At 63.0% G+C, this 24,400-nt stretch carries 22 protein-coding genes; 15 read left to right on the top strand and 7 right to left on the bottom strand.

The window, feature by feature from the left end; translation table 11 throughout:
* Window positions 1-3: 3 nt before the first annotated feature.
* The 3 genes from CR492_RS16535 to CR492_RS16545 all read right to left on the bottom strand — a co-directional run bounded on the left by CR492_RS16535 (window position 4) and on the right by CR492_RS16545 (window position 4,150).
* The gene (locus CR492_RS16535) at window positions 4-609 is read right to left on the bottom strand and encodes an anthranilate synthase component II (RefSeq protein WP_102844837.1); all 606 of its coding nucleotides are present in this window, start codon (window positions 607-609) and stop codon (window positions 4-6) included.
* A gap of 102 nt (window positions 610-711) precedes the next feature.
* Window positions 712-2,229 carry an anthranilate synthase component I gene (gene trpE / locus CR492_RS16540; RefSeq protein ID WP_102844838.1) on the bottom strand — a complete coding sequence of 506 codons (1,518 nt, stop codon included), beginning with the start codon at window positions 2,227-2,229 and terminating at the stop codon, window positions 712-714.
* A 10-nt stretch (window positions 2,230-2,239) separates the two neighbouring features.
* Window positions 2,240-4,150, bottom strand: a complete 1,911-nt coding sequence (locus CR492_RS16545) for a peptidylprolyl isomerase (protein ID WP_102844877.1) — start codon at window positions 4,148-4,150, stop codon at window positions 2,240-2,242.
* Window positions 4,151-4,291: 141 nt separating this feature from the next.
* On the opposite strand from CR492_RS16545, the gene tpiA reads away from it, so the two are divergent.
* The 4 genes from tpiA to CR492_RS16565 all read left to right on the top strand — a co-directional run bounded on the left by tpiA (window position 4,292) and on the right by CR492_RS16565 (window position 8,666).
* Window positions 4,292-5,083, top strand: coding sequence for a triose-phosphate isomerase (tpiA, locus tag CR492_RS16550; protein ID WP_102844839.1), 792 nt, complete (start codon window positions 4,292-4,294; stop codon window positions 5,081-5,083).
* Between the two features lie 218 nt (window positions 5,084-5,301).
* The gene (gene secG, locus CR492_RS16555) at window positions 5,302-5,667 is read left to right on the top strand and encodes a preprotein translocase subunit SecG (RefSeq protein ID WP_102844840.1); all 366 of its coding nucleotides are present in this window, start codon (window positions 5,302-5,304) and stop codon (window positions 5,665-5,667) included.
* Between the two features lie 135 nt (window positions 5,668-5,802).
* Window positions 5,803-7,431 (top strand): CTP synthase, encoded by a 1,629-nt coding sequence (locus tag CR492_RS16560; RefSeq protein ID WP_102844841.1) that lies wholly within the window; start codon window positions 5,803-5,805, stop codon window positions 7,429-7,431.
* Window positions 7,432-7,595: 164 nt separating this feature from the next.
* Complete coding sequence (locus CR492_RS16565) at window positions 7,596-8,666, top strand: aldo/keto reductase (protein ID WP_102844878.1); 1,071 nt, start codon at window positions 7,596-7,598, stop codon at window positions 8,664-8,666.
* A 6-nt stretch (window positions 8,667-8,672) separates the two neighbouring features.
* On the opposite strand, the gene queF is transcribed toward CR492_RS16565, so the two are convergent.
* On the bottom strand, window positions 8,673-9,134 hold the full coding sequence (gene queF, locus CR492_RS16570) for a preQ(1) synthase (RefSeq protein ID WP_102844842.1): 462 nt from the start codon (window positions 9,132-9,134) through the stop codon (window positions 8,673-8,675).
* Window positions 9,135-9,329: 195 nt separating this feature from the next.
* Here queF and CR492_RS16575 point away from each other — a divergent pair, with 195 nt between their 5' ends.
* The gene (locus tag CR492_RS16575; RefSeq protein WP_102844843.1) at window positions 9,330-9,911 is read left to right on the top strand and encodes a TetR/AcrR family transcriptional regulator; all 582 of its coding nucleotides are present in this window, start codon (window positions 9,330-9,332) and stop codon (window positions 9,909-9,911) included.
* A 51-nt stretch (window positions 9,912-9,962) separates the two neighbouring features.
* Here the strand turns inward: CR492_RS16575 and CR492_RS16580 are convergent, their stop codons facing one another.
* Window positions 9,963-10,748 carry a lytic transglycosylase domain-containing protein gene (locus CR492_RS16580; protein ID WP_102844844.1) on the bottom strand — a complete coding sequence of 262 codons (786 nt, stop codon included), beginning with the start codon at window positions 10,746-10,748 and terminating at the stop codon, window positions 9,963-9,965.
* Window positions 10,749-11,132: 384 nt separating this feature from the next.
* On the opposite strand from CR492_RS16580, the gene eno reads away from it, so the two are divergent.
* The 10 genes from eno (at window position 11,133) to CR492_RS16630 (ending at window position 22,570) form a co-directional block, all read left to right on the top strand.
* Window positions 11,133-12,416 (top strand): phosphopyruvate hydratase, encoded by a 1,284-nt coding sequence (eno, locus tag CR492_RS16585; RefSeq protein WP_102844845.1) that lies wholly within the window; start codon window positions 11,133-11,135, stop codon window positions 12,414-12,416.
* A 119-nt stretch (window positions 12,417-12,535) separates the two neighbouring features.
* On the top strand, window positions 12,536-13,771 hold the full coding sequence (locus CR492_RS16590) for an MFS transporter (protein ID WP_102844846.1): 1,236 nt from the start codon (window positions 12,536-12,538) through the stop codon (window positions 13,769-13,771).
* On the top strand, window positions 13,768-15,024 hold the full coding sequence (locus CR492_RS16595; RefSeq protein ID WP_102844847.1) for an anion transporter: 1,257 nt from the start codon (window positions 13,768-13,770) through the stop codon (window positions 15,022-15,024). The genes CR492_RS16590 and CR492_RS16595 overlap by 4 nt, the downstream gene beginning before the upstream one ends.
* A gap of 33 nt (window positions 15,025-15,057) precedes the next feature.
* The gene (locus CR492_RS16600; protein ID WP_102844848.1) at window positions 15,058-15,378 is read left to right on the top strand and encodes an FtsB family cell division protein; all 321 of its coding nucleotides are present in this window, start codon (window positions 15,058-15,060) and stop codon (window positions 15,376-15,378) included.
* Between the two features lie 186 nt (window positions 15,379-15,564).
* On the top strand, window positions 15,565-16,599 hold the full coding sequence (gene pdhA / locus CR492_RS16605) for a pyruvate dehydrogenase (acetyl-transferring) E1 component subunit alpha (protein ID WP_102844849.1): 1,035 nt from the start codon (window positions 15,565-15,567) through the stop codon (window positions 16,597-16,599).
* Between the two features lie 53 nt (window positions 16,600-16,652).
* Window positions 16,653-18,041, top strand: coding sequence for a pyruvate dehydrogenase complex E1 component subunit beta (locus CR492_RS16610; protein ID WP_102844850.1), 1,389 nt, complete (start codon window positions 16,653-16,655; stop codon window positions 18,039-18,041).
* Window positions 18,042-18,141: 100 nt separating this feature from the next.
* Window positions 18,142-19,467 carry a pyruvate dehydrogenase complex dihydrolipoamide acetyltransferase gene (locus CR492_RS16615; RefSeq protein WP_102844851.1) on the top strand — a complete coding sequence of 442 codons (1,326 nt, stop codon included), beginning with the start codon at window positions 18,142-18,144 and terminating at the stop codon, window positions 19,465-19,467.
* A 24-nt stretch (window positions 19,468-19,491) separates the two neighbouring features.
* Window positions 19,492-20,934 (top strand): dihydrolipoyl dehydrogenase, encoded by a 1,443-nt coding sequence (gene lpdA, locus CR492_RS16620; protein ID WP_102844852.1) that lies wholly within the window; start codon window positions 19,492-19,494, stop codon window positions 20,932-20,934.
* A 94-nt stretch (window positions 20,935-21,028) separates the two neighbouring features.
* Complete coding sequence (gene lipA / locus CR492_RS16625) at window positions 21,029-22,018, top strand: lipoyl synthase (protein ID WP_102844853.1); 990 nt, start codon at window positions 21,029-21,031, stop codon at window positions 22,016-22,018.
* 93 nt (window positions 22,019-22,111) lie between these two features.
* A complete protein-coding gene (locus CR492_RS16630) occupies window positions 22,112-22,570 on the top strand; it encodes a type II toxin-antitoxin system RatA family toxin (RefSeq protein ID WP_102844854.1) in 459 nt (152 codons plus the stop codon).
* Between the two features lie 4 nt (window positions 22,571-22,574).
* Here the strand turns inward: CR492_RS16630 and CR492_RS16635 are convergent, their stop codons facing one another.
* Together CR492_RS16635 and CR492_RS16640 are read right to left on the bottom strand one after the other, a co-directional pair.
* The gene (locus tag CR492_RS16635; protein WP_102844855.1) at window positions 22,575-23,066 is read right to left on the bottom strand and encodes a CinA family protein; all 492 of its coding nucleotides are present in this window, start codon (window positions 23,064-23,066) and stop codon (window positions 22,575-22,577) included.
* The gene (locus CR492_RS16640) at window positions 23,066-24,280 is read right to left on the bottom strand and encodes a bifunctional 2-C-methyl-D-erythritol 4-phosphate cytidylyltransferase/2-C-methyl-D-erythritol 2,4-cyclodiphosphate synthase (RefSeq protein ID WP_102844879.1); all 1,215 of its coding nucleotides are present in this window, start codon (window positions 24,278-24,280) and stop codon (window positions 23,066-23,068) included. The genes CR492_RS16635 and CR492_RS16640 overlap by 1 nt, the downstream gene beginning before the upstream one ends.
* Between the last annotated feature and the right edge of the window lie 120 nt (window positions 24,281-24,400).

Consider the following 24,400-nt stretch of genomic DNA (forward strand, 5'->3'; position numbering starts at 1 on the left):
TCCTCATACGACGGCGACGCGGCGCGTTGCGTTCCAGCGCGCGGCGAGGGTGAGGAAATTGTCAAAGATCCGCAGTCCATGCTCGGAGGCGATGCTTTCGGGATGAAACTGGACTCCATGCGCCGGAAAACGCCGATGCGACAGGCCCATGATGAGCCCATCCGTCTGCGCCGTCACCTTGAGGTCCGCCGGGGCGGTTTCGGCGCGAACGACCAGTGAATGGTAGCGCACGGCGCGGAACGGCCCATTGATGCCGTGAAACAGCGCTTCGCCCTGATGCTCGATGGTCGCGATCTTGCCATGCACGGGGGCTGGCGCGCGCACGATTTCGCCGCCATAGGCCTCGCCCAGCGCCTGATGTCCGAGGCAGACGCCAAAGATCGGGATAGTGGGCGCCGCGGCCTTGATGAGGTCGAGGCAGATCCCCGCCTCAGGCGGCCCGCAGGGCCCCGGCGAGAGCACGATTCCGTCAGGGGCGGAGGCCAGGATTTCTTCGACGCTGACCTTGTCGTTGCGATGGACAGTAACGTCCGCCCCGAGGCTGCCGAGGCAATGCACGAGGTTCCAGGTGAAACTGTCGTAATTGTCGATGAGCGTTATGGCGGTCACGGGCTTTAGTCCGTCTCGTAAACCGCTCTTTTGCGGCGCGGGGTCGGCAAGGTCAAGGAGGATCGCCCGAGACGGTGAGGCGTTGCGCAAAGCGGTCGTCGTCTACTGTCCGCGTTTGGCCCGCGACGCGAAACGTACGGCCTCCTCGGCGGCGCGGAACAGAGCTTGCGCCTTGTTGACGCATTCGCGCTGCTCATAGGCCGGGTCGCTGTCATAGACGATGCCTGCGCCCGACTGCACATGCATCACGCCGTCCTTGACCATGGCGGTCCGCAAGATGATGCAGGTGTCCATCTCGCCGGATGCGCCGAAATAGCCGATGCAGCCGCCATAGACGCCGCGCTTGTCGGTCTCCAGTTCGTCGATGATCTCCATGGCGCGAAGTTTGGGCGCTCCCGAAACGGTGCCGGCCGGGAAGCCGGCGCTGAGAGCGTCGATCGCGTCATGCGTCTTCGAGAGCCGGCCCTCGACGTTCGAGACGATGTGCATGACATGGCTGTAGCGTTCGATGGCGAATTGCTCCGTCACCTTGACGGAGCCGATCTCGGCGACGCGGCCGACGTCGTTGCGGCCAAGATCGAGCAGCATCAGATGCTCGGCGCATTCTTTCTCGTCGCCAAGAAGGTCCTGCGCCAACGCATCGTCCTCGGCCTTGGTCTTGCCGCGCCAGCGGGTGCCGGCGATGGGCCGGATCGTGACCTTGCCGTCGCGCAGCCGGACCAGAATTTCAGGGCTCGAGCAGACGATCTGGAACGGTCCGAAATCAAGGTAGCAGAGGAAGGGCGAGGGATTGACCCGGCGCAGGGCGCGGTAGAGCGCGAAAGGATGCAGCCCAAAAGGGGCCGAAAAGCGTTGCGACAGCACGACCTGAAAAATATCGCCGGCGCGGACGTAATCCTTGGCGCGCGCGACCATCTCGTGAAACCGCGCCTCGCTGGTATTTGACGTCGGCGCGACAGTCGAAAGTGCGGGATCGGCCGCGACCCAGTCATGTTGAAGCGGCCCCTCCAGCGTCACGCTCACCGCGTCGATCCGCTCGCGGGCATGGTCATAGGCGGCAAGGAAGGCAACGCCGGGGGCAGGGCGCAGCGGCGTCACGACGAAAATTTCCTCCCGGACGGCGTCAAACACGACCATCACCGTCGGGCGCATCATCATGGCGTCCGGCGCGCCGAGCGGATCTGGCTTCGGCGCGCCAAGCTGCTCCATCTGGCGCGCCATATCATAGCCGAGATAGCCGAAGACGCCGGCCGCCATCGGCGGCAGCTCCTCGCTGGCGTCAATGCGGGATTCTGCAATCAGCGCACGCAACGCATCGAGCGGGGGCTCCGCGCAGGGCGAAAAACGATTGGGATCGCTCAAGGCGAATCGGTTGATTTCGGCTCTGTCGCCGAAAGCGCGCCAGACGATATCGGGGTCGAGGCCGATCATGGAGTAGCGGCCCCGCGTGGCCCCGCCTTCGACGGATTCCAGCAGGAAGATGCGTCCGACGCGCCCCGCCGACAGCTTCAAAAAGGCGGAAACCGGCGTTTCGAGATCGGCGATCAGGCGCGCCGAGACCAGGCAGGGACGACCGGCCGCATAGGCGCTCGCGCAATCCGCATGAGCTGGAAAATCCATCGCCGTCGTCTCAGTAAAGGTCAGCTGAGCCGCCCGTCGCGGCCGCGAGCGCCTGCGCGTTGATCTTCACCCCGAGCTTGTTTTGCAGCGTCCCGAGATATTGCGTCACCAGATCATCGGAATAGGATTTCTTCACTTCATTCGCCAAGGAGACGAGCGTTGCGTCAGCGAAATCGATCGGCGGCGCGGTTGCGCCGGCGACCTTGAACACGAGCCGCTCGCCGGCGTCGAGCCGCGTCGAGCCGACGCCGCCGACTCCGACGTTGAACGCCTGGGCGACAGCCGGCTGCGGAAAATCATCGCCTCCGCCGCGCCGCACATTCTGCGCCCGCTTGACCGCAAAACCGCCTTCGGCGGCGACCTTTGCCATGGGCTCGCCGGACTCGAGCCGCTTTGTCAGTTCGATGGACTTGGCCGTCATCAGCTTCGCTGTCTCGTCGTCGCGCCAGGCCTTTTCGACGGCGGGTTTCGCCTCCTCGAAGCTCTTCTGCCGCGCCCTGTCTATTTTGCCGACCTCGAACCATTGATAGCCGCCCTGCGGCAGGCTCAACGTTTCGTTGTCAACGCCAAGATCGGAGGCGAAGGCGGCTTTCAGCAATGCCGCGCCGTTTGCAAGATCGGCGATCGGGACGCCGGCCGCATCCTTGCCGCCGGCGTCAACTGCCGGAATGACGCGGACCTCGAGACTGGCGCTCTTTGCCGCCTCGGTCAGCGTTTTGCCGGACGCGCGCTGATCCTCGATGGCGTCATGCAGGCGCGCGATTTCGCCGCGCGCCCTTGTCGTGGCGATCTCTTTCTTGATCTCGTCCTTGACGTCATCGAACGGCTTTGCGCTCGACGGCTGGATAGCGGCGACGCGAATGAGCACGCTGCCGAATTGCGTCTTGACGGGCGCGCTGACCGCACTCTCGGGAAGGGCGAAGGCAACGTCTGCGACAGCCTTGTCGATCAGCTGGCTCCGCGTCACGAGACCGAGCGAAACATCCTTCATGGTCGAGCCCTGCTGGGCGACGACGTCCTCGAAGCTTGCGCCGCCATCGAGTTTTTCGCGCGCAGCCGCCGCGGCGGCAGGGTCGGAGAAGAACAGCTGATCGATCTGGCGCTTCTCGGGCGAGCCATATTTTTCGCCCTTGATTTCATCGTAACGGCGCAGCGCGTCGGCGTCCGAAACGACGTCCAGCTTTGCAACGCTCTCCGGGGTCAGGGTCAAGGTGACAAGGGCGCGGTATTCTGGTGCGGAATAGCCGAGTTTGCGATCCTCGAAATATTTGCGGAGTTCATCGTCGGACGGCAAAGCGACCTCTCCGGCAGCGGCGGCTGGCAGCACAAAATATTCGAGCGTGCGCGTCTCGGACTGGTAGCGATGAATCAGTTCAAGCATGGCTTTGGGCAATTGCAGGCCGTTCGTCATGGAATCGATCAGCTCCTGACGCAGATAGACGCCGCGCTGCTCGCGCACAAAGGCCTTTTCGGTGAGGCCATTGTCACGCAGCAGCTCCTCGAAGCGGGCGCGGTCGAATTGGCCGGTCGGCCCCTTGAAAGAAGGGTCGGCGGCAATCGTGCGCGCGATCTCGGCGTCGCTCATCGCAAGGCCAAGCGCATGCGTCTCCTGATCGAGCACCGTCTCGCTGATGAGCCGGGAAAGAACCTGGCGATCGAGGCCGTAGCGCTTGGCTTCATCATTGGTGATGGCGCGCCGCGCCTGCCGCTGCGCCCGCTGCAATTCAGTCTGGTAGGCGAAGCGGAAGGCCTCGGTCGTGATCTGTTCGTTGCCGACTTCGGCGAGCTTATTTGCGCCAAAGCCCCGGAAAATATCGCCGATGCCCCAGACCGCGAAGCTCAGAATGATGAATCCGAGCACGATCCCCATGACCGTTCGGCCGATCCAGCCCTGTGTCGCGGCGCGCATGGCGTCAAGCATTTGGTTATTATCTTTCCCGAGAGAGCTCGCGGCCAAGCTTGGGCCAAACATTTACAAATTCGGGCGGGACTATAAGAAGGTGCGCTATCGCTTGCAACGCGTCTGCGGCTCATCGTGAGCCTTAAAGCCGGAAGCTTGACAATGACAAACGGACCCTCGCGGTCGGAACGCCGTCCCCTCGTCGCCGGCAACTGGAAAATGAACGGTCTGCGCAAGGATCTTATCGAGGCGGAGAAAATTTGTGCGGCGACGGCCGCCGGCGAAGCCGGCGAGGCAGAGGTTGTGATCTGTCTGCCGGCGACTTTGCTGATTTCCGCGGCGCCCGCTTGCGAGGCGGCGGGGGTCGGGCTCGGCGGCCAGCATTGCCATGGCGAGCCGAAGGGGCCGTTTACCGGCGATCTCTCGGCGGAAATGCTGAGGGACGCCGGCGCCTCCTATGTCATTCTCGGCCATTCCGAGCGCAGAGCCGGCCACAATGAAGGCAACTCCGCCGTGCGCGAAAAAACACGCGGGGCTTTCCGGGCGGGGCTGACCGCGATCGTCTGCGTCGGCGAGACACGCGGGCAGCGCGAGGCGGGCGACGCTTTGCCGATCGTCGGCTCGCAGCTCACTGGCTCGATTCCCGGCGAGGCGACGCCGCAAAACCTCGTGATCGCTTATGAGCCGGTGTGGGCGATCGGCACGGGACTGACGCCGACGCTGCGGGATATCGCCGAGATGCACCGCTTCATCCGCGAGCGGGTCGGCGTCGATCTGCCGCGCATTCGTGACGGGATCCGCATCCTTTATGGCGGCTCCGTCAAACCGAACAACGCGGCCGATCTGATGCGCGTGCCGAACGTCGATGGCGCCCTCGTCGGCGGGGCCAGCCTGACCGCCAAGGATTTTATGGGGATCGCGAGCGTTTATCGCGACTATTGCCTGGCGTCCTGAGCCGATTGTGAGCGCTGGCGACGCGCCCGACAGGCGTCGCGCGAGTTCCGCCGAGGTTCAGCCGCTTTATTTGCTGGCGCCTTCCCTGCCGCCCGTTGTAGAACCCGGCAAATCCAGCGCCGCTGCGGAACGCAGGCGGCGCTGCTGGCATTCCTTAATCCTAAAGACCGAAATCGGGGTCAACGACCCTTGAGGCGTAATCAGGGAAGAGAGTTTCGATGCAGACGGTGCTGATCGTCATCCACCTTATGATCGTCGTGGCGCTGGTCGTGACGGTGCTGCTGCAGCGGTCGGAAGGCGGCGCGCTCGGCGTTGGGGGCGGCGGCGGCTTCATGACCGGCCGCGGACAGGCCAATGTGCTGACCCGGGCGACGGCGATTCTCGCCGCCCTTTTCTTCGCAACGAGCCTTGGGCTGACGGCGCTCGCCAAATATACGCAGGGGCCTGCGTCGATTCTGCAGCATATCCCGGAAGCCTCGCCAAATGCGCCGGCGGCTCCGGCCACAGGCGGCGGCCTGCTCGATCAGCTGAAGCAACTCGAAGATCAGCGCCAGTCCGCTCCCCCGGCTGCGCCGCCGCGTTGACGGTCAGCCTCGTCGTCTGAGCAGCCAAACCCGCCGCGCCCGGGCGCTGCCGGAAAGATCTTCACTGTGGACGATCCGAGGAGGGAGCGGAATAGGCTTCCTCTTGCGGCGAAACTCGGATAGAGCTCAAAGCCCATGGCGCGGTACATTTTCATCACCGGCGGCGTGGTCTCCTCGCTCGGCAAAGGCTTGGCTTCGGCGGCGCTCGGCGCATTGCTTCAGGCCCGCGGCTATACCGTCCGCCTGCGCAAGCTCGATCCCTATCTCAACATCGATCCGGGGACGATGAGTCCCTATCAGCATGGCGAGGTTTTCGTCACCGACGACGGGGCGGAGACCGACCTCGACCTCGGTCATTACGAGCGCTTCACCGGCCGCCCGGCGCTGCGCGACGACAATATCACGACTGGGCGGATCTATCAGGAGATCATCGCCAAGGAGCGCCGCGGCGACTATCTCGGCGCGACGGTGCAAGTGATCCCGCATGTCACCAATGCGATCAAGGATTTCGTCCTTTCAGGAACGGACGGCGTAGATTTCGTGCTGGTCGAGATCGGCGGCACGGTCGGCGACATAGAGGGCTTGCCGTTCTTCGAGGCGATCCGCCAGCTCGGCAATGACCTGCCAAGATCGCATGCGATCTATATCCATTTGACCTTGCTGCCCTTCATCCCGAGCGCCGGCGAACTCAAGACCAAGCCGACGCAGCATTCGGTGAAGGAATTGCGATCGATCGGCATCCAGCCGCACATTCTCCTCTGCCGCACGGACCGCACCATTCCGCGCGAAGAGCGGCGCAAGCTCGGGCTTTTCTGCAACGTGCGTGAAAGCGCCGTGATCGAGGCGCGTGACGTCGAATCGATCTATGACGTGCCGCGCGCCTATCACGCCGCCGGCCTCGATCAGGAGGTTCTGGCCGCGTTTGGCATCGAGCCGGCGCCAAAGCCGGACATGAGCCGCTGGAATGCGGTGATGGAGCGCGTCCACAACCCCGAAGGGGAGGTGACGATCGCCATCGTCGGCAAATATACCGGCCTCAAGGACGCCTATAAGTCGCTGATCGAGGCGCTTGCCCATGGCGGCATGGCGAACCGGATCAATGTCCGGATCGACTGGATCGAGTCCGAAGTGTTCGAGAGCGACGATCCTGCCGTCTACCTCGACCATGTGCATGGCATTCTCGTTCCCGGCGGTTTCGGCCAGCGCGGCGCTGAGGGCAAGATTCTCGCGGCACGCTTCGCCCGTGAGCGCAAGGTGCCCTATTTCGGCATCTGCTTCGGCATGCAGATGGCGGTGATCGAGGCGGCGCGCTCGCTCGCTGACGTCAAGGAAGCGAATTCAACCGAATTCGGTCCGACGAAGGAGCCGGTCGTCGGCCTGATGACCGAATGGATGCGCGGCAATGAATTGCACATCCGCGCCGCGGAGAGCGATCTTGGCGGGACGATGCGGCTGGGGGCCTATCGCGCGAGTCTCGCGCCGCATTCAAGAATTGCTGCGATCTATGGCGCGACCGAGATCTCCGAGCGCCACCGCCATCGCTATGAGGTGAACACCGCCTATCGCGAGAGACTGGCCGAAAACGGCCTCATCTTCGCGGGCCTGTCTCCCGACGGTCTGCTTCCCGAGACTATCGAACTTCAGGATCATCCCTGGTTCATCGGCGTGCAATTCCATCCGGAGCTGAAATCGCGCCCGTTCGAGCCGCATCCCCTCTTTGCAAGCTTTATTGCGGCGGCGCTCGAACAATCGCGGCTCGTCTGATCCAGCAGGACGGCAAAGACGATCCAGCTCCTTCGAGCAAATCAGCTCCTAGAGCATTTTCGGCAAAAGTTGCAGACTTTTGCGATAAGAAAATGCGTTGAAACAAAGAGATAGAGCCTTTTCACGATTCCATGAATTATGAAAAGGCTCTAACGGAGGTCGTCATGGAGTTGCGTCAGCTCGGCCGCACCAATCTCAATGTGCCGGCGATCTGCCTTGGCACCATGACCTGGGGCCAGCAGAACACCGAAGCCGACGCCCATGCGCAGATGGATTATGCGCTGGAGCAGGGGGTCAACTTCTTCGACGCCGCCGAGATGTATCCCATTCCGCCGAACCCCGAGACCCAAGGGTCGACCGAGCAGTTCATCGGCAGCTGGTTCAAGGCCCGCAACAATCGTGACAAAATCATCCTCGCGACCAAGGTCTCGGGCCGCGGCCAGGCCAATTGGCTGCGCGGCGGCGTGAAACCCTACAGGCTGTTCGGGAAGCCGACGGAGCTTAATCGCAAGAACATCTTTTACGCCGTCGATCAATCGCTGCGGCGGCTCCAGACCGACTATATCGACCTGTACCAGCTGCATTGGCCCGATCGGCCGGTGCAGCTGTTCGCGGACCGCTCGACGACGTTCCGCCAGCCCGCCAAGAGGCCCGAAAATCCAATTCCCGAGACCGTCGAAATTCTCAGTGAACTCGTGAAGGCCGGCAAGATCCGCCATTTTGGCGTCTCCAATGAAACCGCCTGGGGAACCATGCGCTTTGTCGCCGCGGCGGAAGCCGGCAAGGGCCCCCGCGTCGTCTCAATTCAAAACGCCTATAATCTGCTGAACCGGACGTTTGAGATCGACCTTGCTGAAATCGCCATGCGCGAACAGGTCGGCCTGCTTGCCTATTCGCCATTGCTGCAAGGCTATCTTAGCGGCAAATATCAGGGCGGCGCGCGACCGCCGGGGGCGCGAACGACCTTGTTTGGCCGCGCGCAGCGCTGTGAAAAGCCCGGCGTCGAAGAAGCCATCGGCAAATATCTAGTGATCGCAAGGGAATTCGGCCTCGACCCGGCGCAAATGGCGCTGGCCTTCGTGACCTCACGCCCATTCGTGACGTCAACCATCATCGGCGCGACGACGATGGAGCAGCTGAAGATCGATATCGGCTCGACCAAGGTGACGATTCCGCCCGAGGTCGAAGACAGGATCAATGCCGTACATCAGACGAGCGGCAATCTCGCGCCGTAAAACGCGTCAGCCGCGGCCGCGATACGGCGGCACGCCCTGGTCCGGCAGCCACAGGCCAGGGGGCGGCGCTCCCGTCGACCAGAATACGTCGATCGGCATGCCGCCGCGCGGATACCAATAGCCGCCGATGCGCAGCCAGCGCGGCGTCAGCACGGCGACGAGATCCTTGCCAATCCGCACTGTGCAGTCCTCGTGGAACGCGCCTTCGTTGCGGAAGGAGCCCAGATAAAGCTTCAGCGACTTTGATTCGACGATCCATTTGTCCGGCGCATAGTCGATGACAAGGAGCGCGAAGTCGGGCTGTCCCGTGACCGGGCAGAGCGATGTGAATTCGGGTGCGGTAAAGCGGGCGAGATAAAGCGCGTCCTCATGCGGATTCGCCACCCGTTCGAGCGTCGCCTCCTCCGGCGAGCGCGGCAGGGCGATGCTTGCGCCGAGTTGGCTCGCGCCATCGTGAATTTTTACCATATGGCCTCTTTGAGAAGGGAAGGGCGGCGAAACCCATCCCGGTTGCCCCCTTCTGATCTCGCGAACCGCTGTGTGCTTTCAAGCCCAATTCTGCGCCGCCGAACGAAATCGACTCTTGAGAATCATGATAACAACTATTGACATCTGTTATCGCGATTCATATAGAGCGATATCAAATCGCGGGAGCCGCATCCGATGAACGAAAAGCCGCTCACGCCCGATGCGATCCTCGATGCGACAGAAGCCGCGCTGCGCCGGTTCGGGCCGACCAAGACGAGCGTTACGGACGTCGCCCGCGCGCTGAATGTCAGCCACGGCGCGCTCTACCGGCATTTCGACGGCAAGGCGGAGTTGATCGACGCTGTGGTGGCGCGTTGGCTTGAGCGACTCGGTGGCCCACTCGCCGTCATTGCGGCGGAGAGCGGCCCGGCTCCCGAGCGGCTGCGGCGCTGGTTCGATGTGCTGATCGCCTCGCAAACGGCCAAGGCGCAAAATGATTCGGACCTGTTTCAGGCCTACGCCGGCCTCTCGCGCGCAAATCGATCAATTGTCGCCGCCGAGATGGAGCGGCGCGCGACGCATATCGCCAAAATCCTCGACGACGGCGCGAAGCAAGGCGCTTTCGCCGCCATCGATCCTGGCGGCGCGGCGCGGGCGATTTTGCATGCGACGGTTCAATTCCACCATCCGCTGCACGCGGACGAATGGCTCCGTACCGAGGAGTCGCTGAATTTCGACGCGGTATTCCGATTGGTGCTGCGCGGTTTGACACGATAGCAGGCGCCCGCCCGGAGCATTTTGCAAAGAGACCCGAAGCCCCCGGAGCGCTCAGCGCGAGGCCACTTTGCGCCATTTCGCCTCGATGCGGCGGGTGATCGCGGCGATTCTGGCCTCATGCGCCGCCCAGAACGCCCGGCTGACCGCCTCGGTCCGGATCCGCGGCGCGCGCCGCATGGCGCTTCGCATGCGCGGCCCGGCCGGATCGACGATCATCGGAACCGAGGCCCCAGCGGCAAAGGGCGAGCCGATGGCGGCCAGATGGGCGCGCGCGCGGCCGCAATAGATGACCGAAAGCGCCGACATCTGCTCCTCGCCATGGCCCGCGCGATATTTCATCAGGGCCCGGCAGAGGTCGCCGCCGGCGAGGCGCCAGGCTTCGGCAAGATAGGCGACGCCATAACGGATATTGACTTCCGGCTGCGCGAGTTCCGCGCCGTCGCCGCGAAAGCCGAGCATGGCGGCGGTTTCCGGCCGCACCTGCATCAGGCCGATCTCGCCGACGCTGCCCATCGCGCCCGGATCATATCCGCTTTCAATCGCGATCACGGCGTCGGCGATGTCGGACGGCAGACCCGTCTTCTCCGCCTCGCGACGCAGCAGCGCGCGAAATTTCTGCCGCGGTCCGGCGACCTCGGGGTTAGCTGCGTTTTGCCCGGCGGATTCTCGAGCCTGGCCTTTACCATCACCATCCGGCCCGCCTGCGCCAAGACCGGCCGGGCGCGCGAGCGGCAGCGGCGTTGGCGCAGGGGCGTTCTCGGGAGTCGATGCGGCGACCGCGGCGCAACAGGACGCGCACAAAAGAGCTATCGCAAAGGCTGTTCTGTGCGCCGCCATCTTCTGCTCGATCCCAACTGCGCGCCAAGCCGTACGCGAGGAGTCCCCATGCTAGAAGAAGAACCTTGAACAAAGGCTTTGCGCACGGCAAGTTTTTCGCGAGCCGTTCGGCGAGGCGGCCGTCTCGATCAATGGCCTTTCGCTCCAATTGGCGCGCGTCCCGTTGGAAGATGTACGGCCCCGCCACTCCGTCGCGCCAATGTTTTTCCCGCCTGTGCTTAAAAAAATCCACCCGCGGGGTCGAGGCCCAGCCCTTTCGTCCAGCGAAGCTTCGTCGTAAAACCCTTTGCAAAATCGGACCAGTCCGTAAATCGACCGTCCAAAATCACGCCTGACATCACGCCCAGCTCAATCCCCAAAACCGAACATGCCCAAGGAGCCGTCATGACTGCGATCATCGATATTGTCGCGAGAGAAATTCTGGACAGCCGCGGCAATCCGACCGTCGAGGTTGACGTTACACTGGAGGATGGCTCGCATGGCCGCGCCGCCGTGCCGTCGGGCGCCTCGACGGGCGCGCATGAGGCTGTCGAATTGCGTGACGGTGACAAGTCGCGTTATGGCGGCAAGGGGGTCCTCAAGGCTGTCGAAAGCGTCAACCGGGATATTTTCGAGGCGCTCAGCGGTCTTGAAGCCGAAGATCAGAGCCGGATCGACGAGATCATGATCTCGCTCGACGGCACGCCGAACAAGAGCAAATTGGGGGCGAACGCCATTCTGGGCGTATCGCTCGCCGTCGCCAAGGCGGCCGCCGACGCTTCGGCGCTGCCGCTCTACCGCTATGTCGGCGGCGTTCAGGCCCATGTGCTGCCGGTGCCGATGATGAACATCATCAATGGCGGCGTGCATGCCGACAATCCGATCGATTTCCAGGAATTCATGATACTGCCGGTCGGCGCCCCTTCGATCGCGGAAGCCGTCCGCTGGGGCTCCGAGGTTTTTCAGCTGCTTAAAAGCTCGCTGAAGAAGGCGGGGCACAACACCAATGTCGGCGACGAGGGCGGCTTCGCCCCCAATCTGCCTTCGGCCGAGGCGGCGCTCGATTTCTGCGTGCAGGCGATCGAAGCCGCCGGATTCAAGCCCGGCGTCGATATGTTCCTCGGCCTTGACTGCGCCTCGACGGAGTTCTTCAGGGACGGCGCCTATGTCTATTCCGGCGAGGGCGTCACCCGCTCGCCGCAGGAACAGGCGAATTATCTCGCAAAGCTGAGCGCCTCCTATCCGATCGCAAGCATCGAGGACGGCATGTCGGAGGATGACTGGGCTGGCTGGAAGGCGGTCACGGAAATGATCGGCTCCAAGGTGCAGCTCGTTGGCGACGATCTGTTCGTCACCAATGTCACGCGGCTCGAGGAAGGCATCAAGAAGGGGATCGCCAATTCGATCCTCGTCAAAGTCAATCAGATCGGGACGCTCACCGAAACGCTGGCCGCCGTCGATATGGCGCAGCGGGCCGGCTACACCGCGGTTATGTCGCACCGCTCGGGCGAAACGGAGGATTCAACCATCGCCGACCTCGCCGTCGCCACCAATTGCGGGCAGATCAAGACCGGCTCGCTCGCCCGTTCGGACCGCACCGCGAAATACAACCAGCTGATTCGCATCGAGGAAGAACTCGGCTCGCAGGCGCGCTACGCCGGATTGAAGGCGCTTAAGGCGCTCGCGTAATACCAGGCAAACGATTCCTCCAGCCGCCGCTTCGTCATTGGCGGCGGCTGGAAATTTTAAGCCGGAACCCGCGCGGTCCTTAGGACTTAGAGCGTCAAGCTAACGGTTCTGGCGGTCCCATGCGCACACGATATACGCTCGACGCCCTGAATTTCTTCCTGGCCGACGTCCGCGATGGGCTTGGGCCCTATCTCGCCATCTATCTCCTCACCGAACGACACTGGGCCGAGGACAAGATCGGTCTTGTGATGACCGTGGCCGGTCTTGCGGGCATCGTCGCGCAAACGCCGGCGGGCGCGCTGACCGACGCCAGCCGCGCCAAGCGCGGGATCATCATCGTCGCCGCTCTGGTGGTGACCGGCGCCTCGATCCTGCTTCCCTTCATGTCGTCATTTGCGCTCGTCGCCGCCTCGCAGGCGGCGGCCGGGGCCGCTGCGGTGTTTTTTGCGCCGGCGATCGCGGCGATCACGCTCGGTCTCGTCGGACCGAAGAATTTTACGCGCCGGGTTGGCCGCAATGAATCGTTCAATCATGCCGGCAATGCGGCGCTGGCCGCGGTGGCCGGCCTTTGCGCCTGGCGTTGGGGGCCGATGGTGGTGTTCTACCTGATGGCCGTGATGGCCCTGCTTTCGATCGCAAGCGTACTTACCGTGGACGCCAAGGCAATTGACCATGATGTGGCAAGGGGGCTGATCGACGGCGCCGAAGCTTCAGGCGAGAAACCGTCTGCCCTCAAGGCTCTGCTCTCCTGTAAAGGCCTTTTGATATTCTGCATTTGTTGCGTGATGTTCCATCTCGCCAATGCCGCCATGCTGCCCTTGGTCGGACAGAAACTCGCTCTGCAGGATAAGAATCAGGGCACGGCCCTCCTATCGGCCTGCATCGTCGCCGCGCAAATCGTCATGACGCCGATGGCGGCGCTGGTCGGTTTCAAGGCCGATGTCTGGGGCCGCAAGCCGCTTTTTCTGGCCGCCTTCGCCATTCTGCCGCTGCGTGGCTTTCTCTACACGCTCTCCGATGATCCCTATTGGCTTGTCGCCGTACAGACGCTCGATGGGGTAGGCGCCGGGCTCTATGGGGCGCTTTTTGTGATCATTGTCGCGGATCTGACGCGCGGCACGGGCCATTTCAACCTGGCTCAGGGCGCCGTTATCACAGCACAGGGGATCGGCGCGGCGCTCAGCACGACCCTGGCCGGATTGATCGTCGTCCACGCCGGCTATTCGGCGGCGTTTCTCGTCCTCGGCGTGATAGCCGCCGGCGGCTTTCTCCTTTACCTCTTCGCCATGCCGGAAACGCTTCATTCCGATCGCCGGAAAGCGGCGCAAATTCCTTCCGTAGCCGTCGCGCGATGAGCCTTGCCGGCGTCGACTGGCGCGCGATCGACTGGCGGGCGATCGCAGCGATCGCGATCTTCCTGGCGACGCTGGCTGGCGTCGCCGTCGGCGGCGCGCCCGGCCTGCGGATGGACCGCGCCGGCATCGCGCTTGTCGGCGCGGCGATGATGCTTCTCGTCGGCCCGCAAAGTTTCGAGGACTCGCTCAAGGCGGTCGACCTCGACACGATCACATTGCTTCTCGGCATGATGATCATCGTGGCGCAGCTGAGGATTTCGGGTTTCTTTGATTTCGCGGGCAGGTTCGTGTTGAAGCGAGCGCATGGTCCGCTGACGCTGCTCGCCGCCCTCGTCCTGGTGACGGGATGTCTGTCGGCATTCCTCGTCAATGACGCGGTCTGCCTCGCCCTGACGCCGCTGGTCCTTGAAGCGACGCGCAAGCTGTGCCGCAATCCCGTTCCCTATTTGCTGGCCGTCGCGATGGCCTCAAATTCCGGCAGCGTCGCGACCTTTACCGGCAATCCGCAGAATATGATGATCGGCGTCGCCTCGCATATTCCCTATGCGCAATTCGCCTTGAAACTCGCGCCGACCGCGCTCGTGGCGCTGCTTCTGACGTTCAGCCTCATCGCGCTGCTGCATCGCGCTGAGTTTTCGACGAAATTCGCTGACGCCGAAGCGCCGGCCAGGACGCCCCTGCATCGCTGGCAGATGGTCAAGGCGTCGCTGATCACCGCCTGCGTGATCGCCGGATTTTTTACCGGCGCGCCGGTGGCCAAGGCGGCGATCATCGGCGGATCGCTGCTCCTCGTCTCACGCGCCGTCAACCCGAGAAAGATCTACGCCGAACTCGACGGCTCGCTTCTCTTGATGTTCGCCGGGCTGTTCATCGTCGTGTCGGGCGCTGAAAAAGTCATGTTGACGCCAGCGACCTTGGCGGCCCTCGCGGGGCTTCGCCTCGACAATGGCTGGATCCTGTCCGGCGTCGCCGCCGCACTCTCCAATCTCATCAGCAACGTTCCCGCGGTGCTGGTCCTAAAGCCCATTGTCGAGGCGCTGCCGGACGCCAATCAAGCCTGGCTCATCGTAGCGATGAGTTCGACGCTCGCCGGCAATCTGACGCTTGTCGGCTCGATCGCCAATCTTATCGTCGCGGAGCGTGCGAAGCGGTCGGGCGTCGCCATCTCCTTTCTCGATTATTTCAAGGTCGGTCTTCCCCTAACGCTGCTGAGCCTTGGCTTTGGAACCTTTGCGCTGGAAGCATGGCGTTAATCATTCGCTAACCTTGGTCGGCGACTGTTCGGCATGGTTATCCGCAGACGACTTCGCGCCATTCTTTTTCCGCTTCTGCTTTATTGCGTCTCGGGCGCCGCGGGCGGCTATTTCGTCTGGCACGCCCTGAACGGAGAGCGCGGACTCAAGACCAACGACGAATATCAGATCAAGATCGCCGGGCTCCAGAATGAGATCGACGGCCTGCGGACGGAGAGCGCTCTTTGGCGCCGCCGGATCGCACTCATCAATGGCGCCATCGTCGACCGCGACCTCCTCGACGAGGAAACCCGGGCGCTGATCGGCCGTGCCGACAAGAACGATCTTGTCGTCCTGCTGCCGCCCGCGCAGTAGCCTGCCCCGCCAGGGTCTCTAGCCGGAAAGCACTATTGTTCTCCGCTTGCCGTCCGGGCCGGGGAGCGCTACGCCAGCCTCATAAATTGATTAAAATCATTTGGCGCGCTCCGCTCGCTTTCGGCGTCAAGCTGCGCTAGCTTGCCTGCCGGAAACGCCGAGACGCCAATCCAGGAAGGGTACGCGATGGCCGACGCATCAAGCTCCGTCCGCACCGAAACACGATCCCGGAAAGGGACTGAATCGCCGCCGGCCCCGCCAGTATTCAGCAAAGAGCAGGAATTCAAGGCCTATCGCGAGATGCTGCTGATCCGGCGTTTCGAGGAGAAGGCGGGCCAGCTCTACGGCATGGGCCTCATCGGCGGATTTTGCCATCTTTACATCGGACAGGAGGCCGTCGTCGTCGGCGTGATGATGTCGGCAAAGCCGGGCGATCAAACCATCACCAGCTACCGCGATCATGGCCATATGATCGCATGCGGCATGGATCCCAAGGGGGTCATGGCCGAGTTGACCGGACGACGGGGCGGCTTGTCGAAAGGCAAGGGCGGCTCGATGCACATGTTCTCCAAGGAGAAGCATTTCTACGGCGGCCATGGCATTGTCGGCGCCCAGGTGCCGCTCGGAACGGGCCTCGCTTTCGCCAACCGGTACCGCTCCAACGGAAATGTTTCCTACACATATTTCGGCGATGGCGCGGCCAATCAGGGACAGGTCTACGAGAGCTTCAATATGGCGGAGCTCTGGAAACTGCCGGTCATTTTCATCGTCGAGAACAACCGCTACGCGATGGGCACCTCGGTCAAGCGCTCATCGGCGATGAGCGATTTTTCCAAGCGCGGCCAGAGCTTCAATATTCCCGGCGAACAGGTTGACGGCATGGATGTCCGCGCGGTCAAGGCGGCCATCGAACGCGCCCGCGACTGGTGCGTCAACGGCAACGGCCCGATCATCCTCGAGATGCAAACCTATCGCTACCGGGGCCACTCGATGTCGGACCCGGCCAAATACCGCTCCAAGGAAGAAGTGCAGAAAATGCGCGAGGAGCATGATCCTATCGAGCAGGTCAGGGCGCGCCTGCTGCGGGACCACAATGTCTCCGAGGACGAGCTTAAGGCGATCGACGCCGAGATCCGCGCGATCATCGCCGAAGCAGTCGACTTCGCCTCTCACGACCCCGAGCCCGATCCGGCCGAGCTTTGGACCGACATTCTGAAATAAGACGCTTTCGCAAGGCCCGCGGCAAGCGGGCGAGAAAGGTTCAGGAAATTCCGATGGCGACCAACATTCTGATGCCCGCGCTTTCGCCGACGATGGAGCAAGGCAAGCTCGCAAAATGGCTGAAGAAAGAGGGCGATTCCATCCGCTCCGGGGACGTTCTCGCCGAAATCGAAACCGATAAGGCGACGATGGAGGTTGAAGCCGTCGACGAAGGCACGCTTGCCAAAATCCTGATCCCGGCGGGCTCCGACAATGTCGCCGTCAACACGCCAATCGCCATTCTCGCTGGCGAAGGTGAGGACGCCACGAAGGCGAGCGTTCCGGATGCCGCGCCGGCGGCCGCGCCCGCGTCGAACGGAGCGGGCGCCGAGCCGCAGGCGGCAAAGCCCGCGACGCCTCAACCCGCGGCCGCGGCTGCGCCTGCGATCTCGCGTGCGCCGGAATTTCCCGAAGGGACCGAAATGGTCTCAACGACCGTGCGCGAGGCGCTCCGCGACGCCATGGCCGAGGAAATGCGCCGCGACGAAAGCGTCTTCGTCATGGGCGAGGAAGTCGCCGAATATCAGGGCGCCTATAAGATCACGCAAGGTCTGCTGCAGGAATTCAGCGATCGCCGCGTTGTCGATACGCCGATTACCGAACATGGATTCGCGGGCCTTGCAGTCGGCGCGGCGATGGCCGGGCTGCGGCCGATCGTCGAATTCATGACCTTCAACTTCGCCATGCAAGCGATGGATCAGATCATCAACTCGGCCGCCAAGACGCTTTATATGTCGGGCGGCCAGATGGGCTGTCCGATCGTGTTTCGCGGCCCGAACGGCGCCGCCGCGCGCGTGGCCGCGCAGCACAGTCAGGATTACACCGCCTGGTTCTCCCATGTTCCGGGCCTCTATGTTGTCGCGCCCTATAGCGCCGCCGACGCCAAAGGCCTTTTGAAGAGCGCCATCCGCGACGCCAATCCGGTGATCTTCCTCGAAAACGAAATTCTCTACGGGCAAAGCTTCGACGTGCCGAAGATCGATGACTTCCTCGTGCCGATTGGCAAGGGCCGCATCGCGCGTCCGGGCAAGGATGTGACGATCGTCTCCTTCAGCATCGGCATGGTCTATGCCCTGAAGGCCGCCGAAGAGCTCGCCAAGGACGGGATCGAAGCCGAGGTCATTGACCTGCGCACCATCCGTCCGATGGATGCCGAACTCATCATCGATTCGGTAAAACGGACCGGCCGCTGCGTCACCGTCGAGGAAGGCTGGCCGCAGAGCGGCGTCGGCGCGGAGATCGCCTCCATTCTAATGGAGCACGCCTTTGATTATCTCGACGCGCCGGTGGCGCGCGTCACGGGCAAGAATGTGCCGATGCCCTATGCCGCCAATCTCGAAAAGCTCGCGCTTCCGAACGTCGGCGAAGTTGTCGCCGCGGCGAAAGCCGCCCTGTACGTCTGATTTTCCGTCCCGGCCCCGCAGTCCTTTTCCCGCAAGGGACGCCGTCCGCCAGACCTGATCTGATCGAAGCCGGCGTTCAGCTCGAGATCAAGAGCCTCCCATGCCCGTCAACATTCTCATGCCCGCCCTTTCGCCGACCATGGAAAAAGGCAATCTCAGCCGATGGTTGAAAAAGGAAGGCGACAAGATCAAATCCGGCGACGTGATCGCTGAAATCGAGACCGACAAGGCGACGATGGAAGTCGAGGCCGTGGACGAAGGAGTCCTCGCCAGGATTGTCGTCCCGGACGGCACCGCCGACGTCCCCGTGAACGATGTGATCGGCGTCATTGCCGCCGATGGCGAGGACGTCTCGGCTGCCGCGGCGCCCGCCGCCGCCAAACCCGCGCCTGAGGGGCCGGCGTCCACCCCCGCACCATCCGCGCCACAAGCGGCCACGCCAGCCCAGGCGCCCGCCGCCCTGAACGGGCAGGCCGGCCCGCGCCTGTTCGCCTCGCCGCTCGCGCGTCGAATCGCCAAGGAGTCGGGGCTCGATCTCTCCGGCGTCGCCGGCTCCGGCCCGCATGGCCGCATTGTCGAACGCGACGTCAAGGCGGCGCTGGCGCAGCCAAGGCCACAAATCGCCAAGGCGCCGGCGGCGCCTGCCGCGCCGTCGCCGGTTGCGCCGTCGCCAGCTCCAGCGCCGGCCTCGGATGAAACCATCCGCAAATTCTACGCGCCCGGCTCCTATGATGAAGCGCCGCATGATTCGATGCGCAAGACGATCGCAAGGCGCCTCGTCGAGGCGAGCCAGACGATCCCGCATTTTTATCTGTCGGTCGACTGCAACCTCGACGCTCTGCTCGCGCTGCGCGAAACGGTCAATGCGCAGGCCGCACGCGACAAGGACGGCAAGCCGTCTTACAAAATCTCGGTCAATGATTTCGTCATCAAGGCGCTTGCGCTGGCGTTGATCCGCGTGCCGGAAGCCAATGTGACCTGGACCGAAGCGGCCATGCTGAAGCACAAACACGCCGATGTCGGCGTGGCGGTCTCTATTCCCGGCGGCCTCATCACGCCTGTGATTCGTTCGGCCGACACAAAGTCGCTATCCGCCATTTCGAATGAGATGAAGGATTACGCCGCCAGAGCCAAGGCGCGGAAATTGAAGCCGGAGGAATATCAGGGCGGCTCCTCTTCGGTGTCGAACCTCGGCATGTTCGGCATCAAGAATTTCAATGCGATCATCAACCCGCCGCAGTCCTCGATCCTCGCGGTCGGGGCGGGCGAGAAGCGCATCATCGTCAAGGACGGCGAGCCCGCGGTCGCGACCCTGATGAGCGTCACGCTTTCGACTGACCACCGCGCGGTCGACGGCGCGCTCGGCGCCGAACTGATTGACGCTTTCAAATCCCTGATCGAGCATCCGATGTCGATGCTCGTTTGAAATCATTTCTTTTGCGAGATCCTCATGGCTGACCCCTATGACGTTCTGATCATCGGCGGCGGGCCTGGCGGCTACGTCGCCGCCATCCGCGCCGCCCAGCTCGGCCTCCGGACGGCCGTCGTGGAGCGCGAGCATCTCGGCGGCATCTGCCTCAACTGGGGCTGCATCCCGACCAAGGCGCTGCTGCGTTCGGCAGAGATATTCCACTACATTGACCACGCCAAGGATTACGGGCTGAAGGCCGGCGGCAAGGCCGAGGCGGACGTCGGAGCCGTCGTCAAGCGCTCGCGCGCGATCTCGGCGCAGCTCAACGCCGGCGTCGGCTTCCTGCTGAAGAAGAACAAGATCGACGTCATCTGGGGCGAGGCGACGATCACGAAGGTCGGCGAAGTTACCGTCGCCGCAACCAAAAAAAACATTGTTCAGCCGCAAAACCCAATCCCGAAGGGCGTTTTGGCCGAGGGCGTCTATCGCGCCAAAAACATCATCATCGCGACGGGCGCGCGGCCCCGCGCGCTGCCGGGGCTTGAGCCCGACGGCAAGCTGATCTGGACCTATTTCGAGGCGATGAAGCCCGACGCCTTCCCCAAAAGCCTCATTGTCATGGGGTCGGGCGCGATCGGAATTGAGTTCGCCTCTTTCTATCGCACGCTCGGCGCCGAAGTGACCGTCGTCGAAGTGTTGCCGCAGATCCTTCCCGTCGAGGACGCGGAGATCGCCACGCTCGCTCGCAAGCGATTCGAAAAACAGGGCATGAAGCTTCTAACCTCGACCAAGGTGACGAAACTCGAGAAGAGCGGCGACGGCGTCACCGCGACGATCGAGGACGCCAAGGGGGCGGTGCAGACGCTAAAAGCCGAACGCGTGATCTCGGCCGTCGGCGTCGTTGGCAATGTCGAAAATCTCGGCCTTGAGGCGCTGGGCGTCGCCGTCGATCGCGGCACGATTAAGATCGACGATTACGGCCGCACAAACGTCGCCGGAATCTACGCCATCGGCGACGTCGCCGGGCCGCCGATGCTGGCGCATAAGGCCGAGCATGAAGGCGTCATCTGCGTCGAATCCATCGCCGGCAAGCATCCGCACGCCATGGACAAGCTCATGATTCCGGGCTGCACCTATTGCAATCCGCAAATCGCGTCGGTTGGCCTCACGGAAGCCAAAGCCAAAGAAGCCGGTTTCGCGCTCAAGGTCGGGCGCTTTCCCTTCATCGGCAACGGCAAGGCGATTGCGCTCGGCGAGCCAGACGGCCTCGTCAAGACGATCTTCGACGCCAAGACCGGCAAGCTGCTCGGCGCCCATCTTGTCGGGGCGGAAGTCACCGAGCTGATCCAGGGGTTCGTTGTCGCCATGAATTGCGAGACAACGGAGGAAGAGCTGATCAACACGGTGTTCCCGCATCCGACGCTGTCGGAAACCATGCATGAGAGCGTGCTCGACGCCTATGGCCGCGTGATCCATACGTAATAGGCCGCGGGGTTGGACAGTCGCCCGCGATCCGCCCATATTGACATCACAGCGAAACGCTCCGCCAGCCGGCGCGGGCAGGGCAGGAAGACTTATGGCCTCGGACTCCGACCTCCTCGACACGAAGCCGCTCGACGCAAAGCCGGCAGAGACGCGCCATCCTGAAAAAGCGCACCGGCCGGATCAGCCGACGCTGCGCAAGCCCGACTGGATCAGGGTCAGAGCGCCGGGCTCGCCGGAATGGTCGGCGACCAACAAGATCGTCAAGGAGCATAAGCTCGTCACCGTCTGCGAGGAGGCCGGCTGCCCCAATATCGGTGAATGCTGGGCGAAGAAGCACGCGACCTTCATGATCATGGGCGACACCTGCACAAGGGCCTGCGCCTTCTGCAATGTGAAGACGGGACTGCCGCGCGCGCTGGATCGCAATGAACCGCAGCGGGTCGCCGACGCCGTCGCCAAGCTCGGTCTGTCCCATGTCGTCATCACTTCGGTCGACCGCGACGATCTTTCCGATGGCGGCGCGCGCCATTTCGCCGAGGTGATCGTGGCGATCCGCAGCCTCAGCCCGAAAACGACAATTGAAGTGCTGACCCCTGACTTTCTGCGCAAACCCGGCGCGCTCGAAATCGTCGTCGCCGCCAAGCCCGACGTCTTCAATCATAATCTTGAGACGGTCGCCGGAAAATATCTCGGCGTGCGGCCCGGCGCGCGCTATTTCCATTCGCTCCGGCTGTTGCAGCGGGTCAAGGAGCTCGATCCGACACTGTTTACGAAATCGGGGATCATGCTCGGCCTTGGCGAAGAACGTCATGAAGTGCTGCAGCTGATGGATGATCTGCGCAGCGCCGACGTTGATTTCATGACGATCGGCCAATATTTGCAGCCGACCAAAAAACACCATGCAGTTGCGCGTTTCGTGACTCCGGACGAGTTCAATTCCTATGCGGAGCTCGGCCGCGCCAAGGGATTTCTTTTGATGTCTTCCTCGCCGCTGACGCGCTCCTCGCATCATGCCGGCGAGGACTTCGCCAAGCTTCAGGCGAAGCGCCAGGCGCTTGCGCCGGAGCGAGGCAATAGCTAAATCCTGCAATCAGGTTGGGCGGCGCCAAATGCGATCCGACCTCGATTGGCGCCGGCTGTTCAGCCTGCCCAGCGCTTCCAGTCATGAAGAGACATGCCGTCTTTCCGCACCACCCGAAAAGTTCGCCATAGCGCGAGGGAAATGTTCGATCTCGTGGCGGATGTCGAAGCCTATCCTCAATTCGTGCCCTTGTGCCTCGACCTGAAGCTCCGCCGGAAGACGGAAGATGCGGGCGTCGTGACGAAAGTCGCACAGATGACGGTCGGCTATAAGGCGCTCCGCGAAACGTTTACGAGTCGCGTGGCCTGCGATCCGCAAGCCCTTCAGATCATGGTCTCTTATGTCGACGGCCCGTTCCGGCGGCTCGAGAATCGGTGGTCGTTTCGAGACGAGAGACCCGGCGCTTCGGTCATTGAATTCGAGATCGCCTATGAGTTCCGCAGTCCGGCGCTCGGGCTCTTGATGGGCGGCGTGTTCGACAAGGCGTTCCGTAAATTTGCCGAAGCCTTTGAACAGCGCGCCGACTATGTTTACGGCGCGTCCTTGACATAGCGCTTTAACGCGCAGCCGCCTCCAGAAGGTCAAGCGCGACGGCGACAGCGGCCATGCGGATTCCATCGCGGCCAAGATCGCCGAAGCGTCGCTCCAGGATCCTTGGCTCGGCGCCGCGACGGGCGCAGCCAAAAAAAACCAGCCCCACCGGCTTTGCAGGCGAGCCGCCGCCGGGCCCAGCGATTCCCGTGACCGATACCGCGACGTCGGCCGGCGAATGCGTCAGAACGCCCGCCGCCATAGCGGTGGCGACTTCCGCGCTGACCGCGCCGACGCGCTCGATCAACGCAGCCTCGACGCCGAGGCTTTCCACCTTCGCCGCATTGGAATAGGTGACGAAGCCGCGCTCATAAACGTCGGAGGAGCCCGGAACCGCCGTGACAAGCGCCCCGATCAGGCCGCCCGTACAAGATTCGGCGCTGGCGAAGGTGAGGCGGCTTTCCCGATAGAGCGCGATGAGGCCGGTGGCGCGGGCGAGCAGGGCGTCGGCAAACATCAGAGCGGCAAACGCACGGTGGCGACGGCAAGGGCCGCGACGCCTTCCTCGCGTCCCGTGAAACCCAGACGCTCGCTGGTCGTCGCCTTCACCGCGACGCGGTCGAGGGAAATACCGACGATCGCGGCAAGGCCGGCGCGAATGGCGTCCCGATGCGGCCCGATCTTCGGCCGTTCGCACACCACGGTCGCGTCGATATGGGCGATCATTCCGCCGCGCGCGCGCACCCGCGCCGCCGCTGCCGCGAGGAAGATCTTCGAGGCGGCGCCGCGCCATTGTGGATCGGAGGGCGGAAAATGACTCCCGATGTCGCCGTCGGCGAGAGCCCCGAGCAGGGCGTCAGTGACCGCGTGGCTTAAAACGTCGGCGTCAGAATGACCGACAAGTCCATGATCATGCGAAATCTTAACGCCGCCAAGCCAGATATGGTCGCCGGCGCCGAAGGCGTGGACGTCATAGCCTTGTCCCATTCGAATGTCGGCGAGATCGCGAATGAGCCTGCCTTCGGCGGCGGCGAGATCCTCGGCGCTCGTAATCTTCATATTGTTGGCGTCCCCCTTGAAGACAAAAACGCGATGCCCGGCCCATTCGGCGATGGCCGCGTCATCGGTCAGATCGGCGGCTCCTGCCGCGGCGGCTTTCCGGTGCGCGTCGAGGATCAGGCTGAAATCGAACGCCTGCGGCGTCTGCACGGCCCGCAGACGCGCGCGCGGCGGGGTGGCTGCGATGCAGGCCTCACCATCAATTTCCTTGATCGTATCGGTGACCGCAATTCCGGGGATCGCGGCGCCATATTCTTTTGCTGCCTCGATCGCGCGAACAATTAATGCATCAGTTGCAAAAATACGTGCAGCATCATGAATTAGAACGATATTCGGACACATTATTGGATCGACGGCAAGCGCCTCCAGCCCGGCGCGCACGCTGTCCTGCCGGCTCGCGCCGCCGAAGATGGGCGCCATCAACTGGCTTCGCGCCGCCGGATCGAGACCGGCGATCGCCTCGCTATAAAGATCGAGATCGTCGGCATGGATGACAGGCGCGATGATCGCGTCCGGCGCGGCGCGGCCCAGCGCATTGAGGCTGCGGGCGAGGACGGTAAGGCCGGCTACCTGCCGATATTGCTTTGGCGCTCCGTCGCCGGCGCGCGACCCGCGCCCGGCCGCGACGACGACGATGGCAATCTTGGCAGGCGGAAGGGCGGGAAATTTCATCGACGGTCCAGATTTCGTGCGGCTGTTCCTCTCGCGTTTCGCAAGCGGCGTCAAATGCGAGCCAAACTGTTGCGAAAGGTTCAAAAAAGAGGATTGCCGCGCTGCACAAAATGACTATGA

The sequence above is a fragment of the Methylocella silvestris genome (assembly GCF_002891535.1).
Taxonomy (GTDB): Bacteria; Pseudomonadota; Alphaproteobacteria; order Rhizobiales; family Beijerinckiaceae; genus Methylocapsa; species Methylocapsa silvestris_A.